This window comes from Candidatus Sulfuricurvum sp. RIFRC-1, from assembly GCF_000310245.1.
Classification (GTDB): Bacteria; Campylobacterota; Campylobacteria; order Campylobacterales; family Sulfurimonadaceae; genus Sulfuricurvum.
Genome location: NC_020505.1, coordinates 898,651 through 911,400, shown reverse-complemented (window position 1 = coordinate 911,400; position 12,750 = coordinate 898,651). Strand labels below are relative to the sequence as shown.

Below are 12,750 nucleotides of genomic sequence, written 5' to 3'. Positions count from 1 at the left end.
GATATTAATTAGCAATTAGGAGTTTATGTATGAAAAAATTACTGCTCATTTTACTTGCGTGCACTGCACTTTGGGCTGATGACGTATATGAAGGTGATCTCACCGCTACCGAAGCGCATGAGATGCAAAAAAAAGGGGAAGCGATCATCGTTGATGTCCGTACGACCCTCGAATTCATCTATACTGGGCATGGAGAAGGTTTTATCAATATCCCCGCTTACGAGTGGACCTATATTCCAAAATCGGTTGAAGAACGGGTAAAAAGTGCCGAGTTTGAACTCAAAAATGATAAGCCGAAAGGGCATATTGAGATCCAAAAACTCTACGATGCCAAAGAGGTATTCAATAAAAATTTTATGAATGATGTGATGAAAGCAATGAAACTACGCAATGTTAACTCAGTCATTTTGGTCTGTCGAAGCGGACCACGTTCGAAAGCGGCGGCGAACTTCCTCGCCAAAGAGGGGATTAAAGCCTACAATCTTGATAACGGATTTATGTTCGGATGGAAAGAGGCAAAATTACCGTTTGACGGGTATTAATAGCGTTATCTTCGGATAACGTCACTCTCTCTTACGTATAAATTTTCACCCGCACCGGTCGAAGTCCATACCCGATTGACAAAATACCCCGTAATATGAACCCATCCGTTTGACGGATTTCCGGCCGTAAACGATCGTCGAGCTTCCCACGTATCAACCTGTGAGCCACCCGGGGCATTGTAAATCGGAGCATTGGAAGCCATACGGTAGGCAGAAGAAAAGCCCCCTTTCTTAGGGGTAGAAGCGGCCGATACAACCGAAGTTTTAATGTCAGGAGTTTGAGCGATTTTGGTCATTTTCGGCGGTGTCAGCTTCCCTTTTTTTGCTTTTAGTTTCTCCATTTGTACTTCATTTTCAGCCAATTTTTGCTGCAATGCACGGTTCAGTTTTTCGGTTGCATCCGATTCTTTGGTTACGATTTTTTCATGTACGACCGGACGATCTTTATAGACCACCTTCTCGACAATCTTTTCCTGAACAACCGGGCGATCTTTATAAACAACCTTCTCGATCACTTTTTCAACGATTCTCTCTTGAACCGTCACTTTAGAACCTTTTTTAAGATTGGCAATGGTTGTCTGTGCGGTGGAAAGTTCACGCTGCAATGCCACAATTTTATCGGTGGGTTCGACTACTTTGGTAACCACTTTCTCTTTAGTACTCGGTTTTGGAGTATTTTGCAGTTCAACGATCAGGGCATTGGCACGAGAGAGCTCATTTTGAAGAGCCTTGATTTTACCGCTTTGATCGGATACAGGGGCAACATTTTTTACCTCTTGCACATTTGCAACGCTCGATGTTTTCGTGTTACGGAATTTATCAACCTGCGCTCTCGATTCTGTTAGCTCTTTTTCCAATCGCGTCCGTTCTTTGGCTGTTTTAGCAATCACATTCTCGAGCCGCTCAATGTCAAATTTTGCTCTGCTTAACGAATCCGTGAGATTTTTGCGCTCGATACGGCTTACTTTTGCCGTATTGGTTTGCTCTGTGAGCATTTCATTGCGCTCTACCTCTGCCCGATAATTTTTATCGCGTGCAGTAAGTGTCTGTTCCAAACTTTGAACAACCCCTCTTTTTTGGGAAATTTCACGTTCGACTTCGGTATTGCGTTTTTTAAGACGGGTAAGTTCCGAATAGCTTTGTTTTATTTGCCCTTCCAAATCGGCAATACGGCTTTTGTACCCTATTACCTTCGTATTCAATTCTTTGCGCTCTTTTTCAGACTGTGCGTATACTTTTGGCTCTATTCCTAAAACAGTACTTTGCCCCGCTCTGCATTCTTCGTATTTTTGACGAAGTTTCGCAACTTCATTCACTATAGCGCCGCTTTGCTCCGTTGCTCCGAATAAATAAACTGCCGCTAAGGTACTCAGTAAGATAGCTTTCACGCCAATCCTTTTTTGGTTAGCTTCACACCCATCTCTAAATGGTGAGTGTAGGGGAATTGATCAAATGCCGACATAGCCGTAATCGTATGGGTTTGAGAGAGTATCTCCAAATCACGATACAGTGTCTCAGGATTGCATGAGATATAGAGAAGATGATCGAAACGTGCCGCAAAGGTACACGGCTCTTCTCCTAAACCTGCTCGTGGAGGATCGACAAAAAGAGTCTTTAGATGATAATCGCTTACTTTTAGCCCTTCCAAACGGCGGAATTCACGTCCCCCATCGAGTGCACAGGTAAACTCTTCGGCACTCAGACGAACGAACTCGATATTTTCTACCCCATTAAGAGCCATGTTCTGTTTTGCCGCGTGGATCGATGATTTTGAGATTTCGGTTGCCAATACCCGTTCAAATCTGGTCGCAAAAGGGATCGTAAAATTTCCGGCACCGCAGTAAAGTTCGAGTAGATCGCCGCCTATCCCCTCCAATTGAGAGAGTGACCACTCTATCATCTGCTCATTGACTCTCGGATTCGGCTGGGTAAAACTGTTCTCGATATGGATATAGCGGTACTCGCGCCCAGCAATCTGCAGTTTTTCGGTGACATAATCTTGGGAAAGAACCAGTTTTTGTTTGCGGCTTCGTCCGATGACGTAGACCCCTAGCCGTTTTTCGAGTTCACGTGCTTTATTCTGCCACTCTTCATCAAGCGCTTTATGATAGAGCATACTGAGGGTCATCTCCCCTTCGCCCGAGGTTAAAAAATCAACCCCGAAAAGCTTATGACCTATGCCAAGATCACCTATCTCGATCAGAAGTTTATCCATCACCGAAGCAATATAGGGAGAAACGATAGAGCAACGCTCTATTTTCAATGCACCCTGCCGATCGAGTCGGCTCATCGCATACGACATCCCCTCATCATCGTGATAAATTTTGAATTCGGCGCGAGAACGGTACTGCGTAGTCGGTGAAGAAGAGATCGCAATCTCCCCTGAATACAGAGGCAAAAATATTGCTTGAACCGCTGAAACTTTACGGTTTAGTTGTCCTGCATACCCCTCTTCATAATCGCGGCAACTTCCACAAATCCCGAAATATTCACACTGCACATAGAACCTTTAATTTCAAACTATTTAACACTGGCGATCAGATTACCGATCAGCAAATTCCATCCGTCAACCATGACAAAAACGAGTATTTTAAACGGCATCGAGATCATAACGGGGGGAAGCATCATCATACCCATCGACATCAGGATCGAAGCAACGACCATATCGATGACGAGAAACGGCAAAAAGAGGAGAAATCCGATCTCAAAAGCGGTTTTGAGCTCACTGATCATAAATGCCGGGATCACAATGGTGAGAGGAACTTCTTTGATTGATTGAGGATTTTCCATATGACGTATACGCAAAAAGAGGGCCAAATCTTTTTCACGGGTATTGCGTACCATAAAGCTTTTGAACGGCTCGGTTGTTTTCTCAAATGCCTCATCGTACGTGATTTTCTCTTCACTGTAGGGCTTAATCCCCTCCTCATACGCTTTGGTGGCGACAGGCTCCATGACGAAAACCGTCAAAATCAATGCCAGCATGACAAGAAGCTGTGTCGGAGGGACTTGCTGAGTACCCAAAGCTTGGCGCAAAAATCCGAAAACGATAACGAAACGGGTAAAAGTCGTCATCACCAGCACCAGACTCGGTGCTAAAAACAGTACGGTTAAAACCAGTAAAACATTAAGTGAACTTACCACTTCAGCCGGTGATTCGGGAGCTGTGAGATTAAAATTCATTGCCGGAACTTGCGGATCAGCACCCCATAGAGCATAGGGAATTAAAAGAAACAAAAAGAAAAAACGACCCAAACCGACACTCCCAAAATAAAGAGATGATAATACCATAGACTAAGTAAAATCTGATAAAATAACACGAATAACTATCAGGAGCATCTATGTCCAACTCTCTCTCTATCGTAATTTTAGCCGCCGGAAAAGGTTCTCGTATGAAATCGCCGAAAGCTAAAGTACTTCATGAGATTTGCGGACGCGAAATGCTCTACTACAGTATTAAAGCCGCGCTAGAGATTACCGATGATGTTATCGTCGTCGTCGCCCACCAAAAAGAGGCCGTAATCACCGCGATGGAAAAACATTTCAGCAACTTGACGTTTGTCACCCAAGATGCCGATAATTTCCCCGGCACAGGGGGAGCGATGATGGGAGTGAACCCGCGATATGATGATGTCCTTGTTCTCAATGGCGATATGCCCCTGATTGAGCGTTCATCGATCGAAAAATTCCTCGCCAATCCTGCCGATATCGTGATGTCGGTTATCCCCCTCGACAATCCCTCAGGCTACGGCCGTGTCGTTATTGAAAACGACCGCGTTCAACGAATCGTTGAAGAGAAAGATGCGAGTGAAAGCGAAAAAACGATCAATACCGTCAATGCCGGAGTCTATGCGTTTAAACACCATGTATTGCAAACCTATATCCCCCGTCTTTCCAACGCAAACGCGCAAAAAGAATATTATCTTACCGATGTTATCGAAATGGCACGCAACGATGGATTGAGTATTGCCCCGCTCTATGTCGAAGAAGTGGAATTCAAAGGGGTCAATTCCAAAAACGATCTCACCAATGCCGAGATGATTATGATGAATCGCCTCCGCCGTGCCTGGATGGATGCGGGGGTGATTATGCAACTGCCTGAAACCATCTATATTGAGGAAGGGGTAAAGTTTGAGGGAGAATGTGTCCTCGAAAACGGTGCACGCCTGTGCGGAAATACCCTGATCATCAACTCTCACATCAAAGCCCACAGCGTGATTGAAGAGAGTGTTATCCGTGATTCGGATATCGGTCCGCTAGCCCATATCCGTCCTCTTAGTGTGATTACGGGGACCCATATCGGGAACTTCGTCGAGGTCAAAAAATCGACCCTTAACGGCGTTAAAGCAGGTCATCTAAGCTATTTAGGCGATGCCGTGATCGATTCGGGAACCAATATCGGAGCGGGAACCATCACCTGCAACTACGATGGGGTGAAAAAATACCAAACTATCATCGGTAAAAATGTCTTTGTCGGAAGCGATACCCAGCTCGTAGCTCCTGTCGAGATAGCCGATAATGTGATGATCGCCGCAGGGACAACCGTGACAGCAGGTAAATACGAAAGTGATATCCTCATCCTCAGCCGTACACCAATCCGTAAAGTAGCCGGATTTTTCACCAAATTCTTCGGAAAGGGGAAAGTATGTTAATCCCCTCAAACCTTTTGGAAGGTAAAAAAATCCTCCTTGGAGTGACCGGTTCGATCGCGGCCTACAAATCACTCGAATTGCTCCGTCTCTACATCAAAGCGGGGGCCGAAGTGCGAGTCGTTATGACCCCTGCCGCAAAAAAATTCGTAGCGCCGCTCAGTTTTGAAGCCCTGAGCCGTAACCGTGTCCTCGATGATACCAACGAGTCATGGAGTGACGATTTTAACCACATCAAAATTTCCGGGTGGGCCGATCTGCTCGTTATCGCCCCCGCCACCGCCAACACGATTGCCAAACTCGCCAACGGTATCGCCGATACGATACTCACCCAATGTGCCCTCGCCTATCCGGGAATCAAACTCCTCGCTCCATCGGCAAACACCAACATGATCCAAAATCCGATGATCCAAGCCTCCATGAAAATGCTCGCCATCGCCAACTACGAGATTGTCAATACCCAGACCAAAGAGTTAGCGTGTCAAGTGACGGGTGATGGCGCAATGGCGGAGCCTCTGGAGATTTTTTGGCAGAGTGCCCGAATAATGCTCAAAAACGATTTTTGGACTGATCGCCGTGTTATCGTCACCGGCGGGGGGACGATCGAAAAGCTCGACGATGTCCGCACCATCTCTAACCGCTCCAGCGGTAAAATGGCCTCAGCACTTGCTGCAGCGCTCTTTTTACGAGGAGCCGATGTAAACCTGATTGCAACCCGTTTTGATGAAGGTCTTCCGACCTCGATCCATACCATCGATGTTGAAAGCTCCGAAGAGATGGAAGAATACCTCACCGATTCGATCCGTATCGCAAAAAAAGGGAAACTCACCAAACCTTCACTGATTCACGATGAGCCTATCGCTCTGATCCAAAAAGAGCCTTTTTTGTTTATGGCGGCGGCGGTGAGCGATTATATTCCGACCCATCCTCAAGAGGGAAAACTCAAAAAAGAGATGTTAGGGGAATCATGGAATATCGAGATGAAACAAAACGTCGATTTGCTCAAATCATGTAACAAAGAGGGGATTAAAACGGTCGCATTCAAAGCCGAAACCGATCCCGCTGTCGCAACCCAAAACGCCCAAAATCTTTTGGTAAACAAGGGGGCTAATGCGGTATGCCTTAACATCATCGATGTAAATAACCCTTTTGGAAGTGATACAAACCGAATCGATTTTATCACCGTTGAAAGGACTGTTTCTCTCCCTAGAAATGAGAAACTGGGACTCTCTCTCCAACTCTTAGATGAAGCGATGCGTATATGAGCAATCAACCTTGCCATATTGCGATTATTATGGACGGAAACGGCCGCTGGGCCGAATCCAAAGGGGAAAATCGGACATTCGGCCACGAGAGAGGGGCAGAGGTTGTTCGTACCATCACAACTTATTGCGCTAATCACAGCGATATCCATCGTCTGACCCTTTATGCATTCAGTACCGAAAACTGGAAACGTCCGAAGCTTGAAGTCGAGTTTTTAATGAAACTTCTGGAGCGTTATCTTAAAAATGAAAAAATTACCTATCTAAACGGAAACATCCGTTTTGAGCCGATTGGGGATCTCTCCATCTTCTCCAAATCGCTCCGTAAAGTGATCGATGATATTCAAAATGCGACAGCCTCATGTACGGGATTGGTGCAAAGCTTAGCACTCAACTATGGGGGGCGTGATGAAATTGTCCGTGCGGCAAATGCTCTGCGCGATAGCGGAGCACTTACGGTAGAATCCGTGGGAAAAGCACTCGACTGTCAACATGATGTTGATCTGCTGATCCGAACCGGGGGAGATCATCGGCTGTCGAATTTTCTCCTGTGGCAAGCGGCGTATGCAGAGCTATTTTTCACCAATACCCTATGGCCTGAATTCAGTGTTGATGAACTCGAAGCCATTATCAAAAAATTTAAAACAGTCGAAAGACGCTTCGGAGGATTAAACTGATGGAACTACTCTTTGTTTTTATTGTGGGAGCGGCGATCGGATCATTTTTAAATGTCGTTATCATCCGCACACCGCGTGATGAAAGCGTCTCTTTTCCTGCATCCCATTGTATGAGCTGTAATACTCCTCTTCGCGCTTGGCACAATATCCCGATCCTTTCATGGCTCTTTTTACGAGGAAAATGTTCTTTTTGCGGTGAAAAAATCTCGATACAATATCCTCTCATCGAATTGCTCAGCGGACTTATCTTCCTTTTTAGTGCAATGAAACTGGGGGTGAGTATTCAATCGTTCGGTGTTGCTTTAACGTTTGATCTCCTTTTGGCCCTATCGGCTATCGATTATTATTACAAAATGGTCCCCGACAGTATCAACCTCTCCGCACTCACCATCGCTATTTTGAGTGCAACCTCCTTCGGACAGCTCGGTTATAACTTCACCAATGCCCTTTTGTTTGCCGGTGGATTTACCCTCCTTCGTTTTTACCTCTCCTATGCCATCAAAAAAGAGGCGATGGGAGAGGCCGATATTATGATTGCCGCTACGATGGGGGCATTGCTGGGGATCAAATTGGGACTTGTTGCGATTTTCGTAGGTGCAGTGCTCGCTCTTCCGGCACTGTTGCTCACACAAGGAGAGAGTGATGACTCCAAACAACTTCCGTTTATCCCGTTCTTAGCGATGGGATGTTGGATTGTACTCATGTTCGATACGTATGTAACGGCTTATTTGGCGGGGTTATATGGATAAATTACGCCATTACATTTTATCGAATCTCTCGATTCTCTTTTTCTCGATTTTTCTCCCGCTGTTCGCAATCGCTTCGGTCATATTTATGATCAAACTTGCAACCTATACGGCAGTCATTCAGCTCAGTATCGCGGAGATGGGGAAGCTCTATCTTTTCGTATTGCCCGAGTTGCTCTTTTATACCCTCCCGATCGCTTTTATCGTCGGCGGGGCCCTCACACTCTACCGTCTCTCAAATGATAATGAGATGGTCGTCGTTTTTTCGCTCGGCATATCCCCTTCGTATGTTGCGAGAGTTTTGGCAATTCCCGCATTGCTTCTCTCTATCCTCCTTTTTGTCAATTTTGTAGTAGTTATCCCCTATATCAAAATTATCTCCGGCAACTTTTTGGAGAAAAAAAGGGCGGAAGCCAAGTTCAACCTTACGGCGTCAGAGTTTGGTCATAACTTCGGGGATTGGATGCTCTTTATCAACAAAAGCGATTCGGAATCACGTGCCTTCGGAGATGTAGTCCTTTTTAACAAGGAAATGAAAGAAGAAATCCTCATAACCGCTGAAAAAGCAGAACTCATTAACCATAAAGGGGTCTTGCAGCTGCAATTGTCAAACGGACAAAGTTACAGTTATGATAACGCGCTTCTCAAAACCATGCTTTTTAAAACCGCCTACATTAACGATATGATGAATACCGATCCTACCATCTACCGTAACACACTCGATTTTTGGACAAATAAGGAAGAGCGACCGAAAAAAAATAGACTCATCATCACCAATACCCTCTTAAGTCTTTTCCCCCTTATTTCCGTATTTTTGATGATTGCCTTGGGTGTCGTCCATGCACGCCACCAAAAGCGATGGATTTACCTATGGCTTTTTCTCTCCATCGTCGGATTTTATGCCTCTGCCATCATCACCCAGCAATGGCTCGGATTTCATACGATCTGGGTGGTAGCACTCGGATGGGTGATCCTCTCCTATGGTTTCTATAAACGTTTAGTGGGAACGCGCTTTTGAACCGTGCCAAAATCACCATGAGCTATAACGGCTCGGCGTTTATGGGATCTCAACAGCAGCCCACCACCCATGAGACCGTTATCGGCACCCTCATCATCGCCCTCAAACGTCTCAAAATCAACTCCGCCCCCAAAGGTTCAGGCCGCACCGATCGAGGCGTTCACGCGACGCATCAAGTGATGCACATCGATCTCCCTCTGTTTTGGAGCGACCTTCAACGACTCAAAGAGATGCTCAACCTCCAGCTCCCAAACTCGTTACGGATCTTACGGATCGAATTTGTCGAAAGCGACTTTCACGCCCGCTACAGTGCCAAACGACGCGTCTATCGCTACGTCATCAAAGAGGGGAATACCAACCCGTTTGAAGACAACTTCGTCTCCTTTATCCCCACTCTCAACCGTGAAGTGATTCGTGATTCAATCAGATGTTTTGAGGGGACCCATAGTTTTGAACTTTTCAAAAAGAGCGGTAACGATATGGATCACTTCACCCGTATTATCTACCGTGCTTACGCCTACTCACACAAAGGATATTTTGTCCTGGTTTTCGAGGGAAACGGATTTTTACGCTCTCAAATCCGCCTGATGGTCGGGTTTTTGCTCCGTATCTCGGCGGGAAAAGCGACAAAAGAGCAGCTCATAGAGCAGTTAAACTGTCTCAAGCGATACTCCACCGATATCGCGCCGCATAACGGACTTTATCTAACGCACATTAAGTATTAGTCATATAGACTCAACTCATTTGATACCTCTTGCATTATTAAAACTATTTCGTTACAATCACAGCTCAAATTTTTAACCTAAAAGGATAGTCACATGGCAAAACATCAGTTCCAGACTGAAGTCTCACAAATCTTACATCTTATGATCCACTCTTTGTACTCCAACAAAGAGATTTTCGTCCGCGAGCTCGTATCAAACTCTTCGGATGCACTCGATAAGCTCAACATGCTCGTCCTCACCGACGACACCTACAAAGGGGTAAACTTCGCTCCTCGTATCGACATCATCATCGATAAAGAGGCTAAAACCCTTACCATCAGCGACAGCGGTATCGGTATGAACGAAGCCGATTTGGTCGAAAACCTCGGAACCATCGCGAAATCGGGAACCAAAGCGTTCCTCGAAAAACTCTCAGGCGATCAGAAAAAAGATTCCAACCTTATCGGTCAGTTCGGTGTCGGTTTCTACGCCTCGTTCATGGTAGCGGACAAAGTCGAAGTTATCAGCCGCAAAGCCGGAGAAGAGCAAGCCTACAAATGGTCCTCAATGGCAGGATCAGAGTATGACCTAGAACCCGCAGTTCGTGATAGCCACGGTACAAGCATCATCATGCACCTAAAAGACGATGAGAGCGAGTTCCTAGAGACTCACCGCATCGACTCTATCATCAAAAAATACTCCAACCATATCCCTTTCCCGATCTTCATGGACAAAGAGGAGTGGGTAGCCCCAGCCGAGGGCGAAGAGAAAGGTCACAACGAAATCGTAAACAAACAAGTCAACAAAGCCAACGCATTGTGGACGATCAGCAAAAGCGACATCACCGACGAAGAGTACAAAGATTTCTACTCCAGTATCGCGCATGATTCCAGCGAACCGTTGCTATGGATGCACAATAAAGCTGAGGGACACTAGAGTACACCACCCTCTTCTACGTCCCTGCCAAAGCGCCGATGGACTTGTACCGCGTCGATTACCAAAGCGGTATCAAACTCTACATCAACCGTGTCTTCATCACCGACGATGAAAAAGAGCTTATGCCGACTTACCTCCGCTTCCTTCGTGGGGTAATCGATTCTGCCGACCTTCCACTCAACGTCAGCCGTGAAATTTTACAGAGCAACCGCGTTATGGCAAAAATCAAAAATGCATCGGTTAAAAAAGTGCTCGGCGAACTCGCAAAAGTTTCCGAAAACGATGCCGACAAATACGACGCGTTCTACAAAGAGTTCGGAAACGTCCTCAAAGAGGGACTCTACAGCGACATGGGCAACCGTGAAAAAATCCTAGAGCTTCTCAAACTCAACACCCTGAACTCTGCCGAGCCGGTTATGTTCAGCGAGTTTATCAAAGGTGTGGACGAAGAGAAAAAAGAGATCTATTACATCAGCGCAAAAATGTCTCTCCAAATGCTCAAAAACTCCCCTGCACTAGAGCGTTTCAAAGCCAAAGGGATCGATGTACTCGTTCTCAACGAAGAGATCGACACGATCGTATTCCCGATGGTGAGTGAGTACAACGAGTATAAATTCGTCAACGTCACCGATGCGGAACTTGAAGAGTCCGAAGAGGAGAAAAAAGAGCACGAAGAGAAAGCCAAAGGGTTGGAATCATTCGTAGGTCAACTCCAAAACGCTTTGGGTGAGAACGTTTCTAAAGTCGAAACGACGTTTGATCTCACCGAGTCTGCCGTATGTCTAAAAGTCGATAAAGAAGACCAAGGGTATATGATGGCGCAGATGATGAAACAGTTCGGAAACATGGGCGGCGATTTCCCAGCTCCGAAACCAATCCTCCAAATCAACCCGAACCATGAGTTGATCAAAAAACTTAGTGACTCGGCAGACATGAACCTTATCGACGATGCGGCACATGTGTTGCTCGATCAGGCGAAACTGTATGAGGGTGAAACGCTTGCGGATACCGCAGGGTTTATTGCGCGACTTAACCGTATTATGGCGAAAGCGCTGTAAGATCATTTATTTTTTACGCCGACGGAGCAAAGCCCCGCTCGGCTACGCTAACGCTAAGTTTTCCTCGGCGGAATGCCCACGCGCAGTCAACCGCGCTTCTGTTCAAACACTTCTAATCTTGACCCAAGAATTAATTTAATCAGCTTTTTTCTTAATCCTGCAAAAGATGCTAAGCATTAACGATCAATATGAAAATATTAACTATCATTTCATCTGTTATACCAAGTATCTATTTAAGCCGTAGTCGTATAAAATGTGTACTAATAAAGAGTTAGGATAACTAGTATTATGGATACAGAATCACTCGAACAAAAAATTCTTGCAGATATTGAGAAAGCAGGTTTTCGTTCGGAAATGGAAGTGCTTGCCAAACTACGTAGTAGTGGATTGAAAGCAACAGGGCTAGCTAGCTATTTTGATCTTGATGCAGAAATTTCTAGAGAGTACGATGCAGAAGCTTACTTAACTTCAATTGCAAAAAATGATAAAGAAATATTATTCAACTTCTTTTATTCATTGTGCATTGAAGTAAAAAAATCACAAAGTCCATGGGTCATCTTTGCAGAGGAACCAATTCATGAATTTTATCTTAGCGAAGCACTAAATTCGCCCTGCTTCTTTGCAGGAATTGAAGACAACGTCAAAAGAGCTGTAGTTAACCCCATGCAAGAGCACTCTCTAGGTAAAAAAATGGGATGGATAGGTTCAGGAATTCATGAATCATTTAAAAAACCGGATCAGCCATCTCGCTGGTATCAAGCACTCGTCACCGCGTGTAAAGCTGCAGAACATAACATGAAAGCAAACTCTTGGCCTAGTGAGGGTAACGAACATCATTACCCCTATGCTTTCTTTGCAAAACCTGTTGTTGTAGTCGATGGTAAGTTATTTTCAGCCAAATTAGATGATATGGGTACAGTTAATGTAGAAAGCATTCCTTTTGCATCTGTACGATTTGCATTCTCCACGTCAAAATATACTCGTGGCTCATATATGGTCGACATCGTTAGTTTAGAAACACTTGATTCTTACCTTGAAATTGCCAAAGATAGAGTTAACAGTATGTATGATGCATTACAGGATAAGCTAAATATTAAAACCTAACAATCCAACTAGCAGGTTTTTGATTGGTCATTTTAAACGTTAAATATAAAGGAT

General features: G+C 45.1%; 11 protein-coding genes and 1 pseudogene. 9 read left to right on the top strand and 3 right to left on the bottom strand.

Annotated elements, in window-relative coordinates; genetic code table 11:
* Positions 1 to 29 precede the first annotated feature (29 nt).
* Entirely contained in the window at positions 30 to 542 is a 513-nt protein-coding gene (locus B649_RS04730) for a rhodanese-like domain-containing protein (RefSeq protein WP_015653371.1), read from the top strand.
* A gap of 5 nt (positions 543 to 547) precedes the next feature.
* Here B649_RS04730 and B649_RS04725 read toward each other — a convergent pair whose 3' ends face one another.
* From B649_RS04725 to fliP, 3 genes are read right to left on the bottom strand one after another with little or no spacing between them, the layout of a single operon-like run.
* A complete protein-coding gene (locus B649_RS04725; RefSeq protein ID WP_015653370.1) occupies positions 548 to 1,930 on the bottom strand; it encodes a hypothetical protein in 1,383 nt (460 codons plus the stop codon).
* Positions 1,927 to 3,042: a tRNA (uridine(54)-C5)-methyltransferase TrmA gene (gene trmA, locus B649_RS04720; RefSeq protein WP_015653369.1), complete on the bottom strand. Its 1,116-nt coding sequence runs from the start codon at positions 3,040 to 3,042 to the stop codon at positions 1,927 to 1,929. Before trmA ends, B649_RS04725 begins: the two co-directional genes overlap by 4 nt.
* A gap of 20 nt (positions 3,043 to 3,062) precedes the next feature.
* Complete coding sequence (gene fliP / locus B649_RS04715) at positions 3,063 to 3,833, bottom strand: flagellar type III secretion system pore protein FliP (RefSeq protein ID WP_291750944.1); 771 nt, start codon at positions 3,831 to 3,833, stop codon at positions 3,063 to 3,065.
* Positions 3,834 to 3,883: 50 nt separating this feature from the next.
* Between fliP and glmU the strand changes: the two genes are divergently transcribed.
* From glmU to B649_RS04675, 8 genes and pseudogenes are all read left to right on the top strand, one after another.
* Positions 3,884 to 5,194 carry a bifunctional UDP-N-acetylglucosamine diphosphorylase/glucosamine-1-phosphate N-acetyltransferase GlmU gene (glmU, locus tag B649_RS04710; protein WP_015653367.1) on the top strand — a complete coding sequence of 437 codons (1,311 nt, stop codon included), beginning with the start codon at positions 3,884 to 3,886 and terminating at the stop codon, positions 5,192 to 5,194.
* Positions 5,188 to 6,456 (top strand): bifunctional phosphopantothenoylcysteine decarboxylase/phosphopantothenate--cysteine ligase CoaBC, encoded by a 1,269-nt coding sequence (coaBC, locus tag B649_RS04705; protein ID WP_015653366.1) that lies wholly within the window; start codon positions 5,188 to 5,190, stop codon positions 6,454 to 6,456. The genes glmU and coaBC overlap by 7 nt, the downstream gene beginning before the upstream one ends.
* Positions 6,453 to 7,130 (top strand): polyprenyl diphosphate synthase, encoded by a 678-nt coding sequence (gene uppS, locus B649_RS04700; RefSeq protein ID WP_015653365.1) that lies wholly within the window; start codon positions 6,453 to 6,455, stop codon positions 7,128 to 7,130. Before coaBC ends, uppS begins: the two co-directional genes overlap by 4 nt.
* Positions 7,130 to 7,879, top strand: a complete 750-nt coding sequence (locus tag B649_RS04695; protein WP_015653364.1) for an A24 family peptidase — start codon at positions 7,130 to 7,132, stop codon at positions 7,877 to 7,879. The genes uppS and B649_RS04695 overlap by 1 nt, the downstream gene beginning before the upstream one ends.
* A complete protein-coding gene (locus tag B649_RS04690) occupies positions 7,872 to 8,894 on the top strand; it encodes an LptF/LptG family permease (protein WP_015653363.1) in 1,023 nt (340 codons plus the stop codon). The genes B649_RS04695 and B649_RS04690 overlap by 8 nt, the downstream gene beginning before the upstream one ends.
* On the top strand, positions 8,891 to 9,619 hold the full coding sequence (gene truA / locus B649_RS04685) for a tRNA pseudouridine(38-40) synthase TruA (RefSeq protein ID WP_015653362.1): 729 nt from the start codon (positions 8,891 to 8,893) through the stop codon (positions 9,617 to 9,619). Before B649_RS04690 ends, truA begins: the two co-directional genes overlap by 4 nt.
* Positions 9,620 to 9,712: 93 nt before the next feature.
* A pseudogene (htpG, locus tag B649_RS04680) lies at positions 9,713 to 11,592 on the top strand (molecular chaperone HtpG).
* Positions 11,593 to 11,880: 288 nt separating this feature from the next.
* Positions 11,881 to 12,696, top strand: a complete 816-nt coding sequence (locus tag B649_RS04675) for a hypothetical protein (RefSeq protein WP_015653359.1) — start codon at positions 11,881 to 11,883, stop codon at positions 12,694 to 12,696.
* The last annotated feature ends 54 nt before the right edge of the window (positions 12,697 to 12,750 follow it).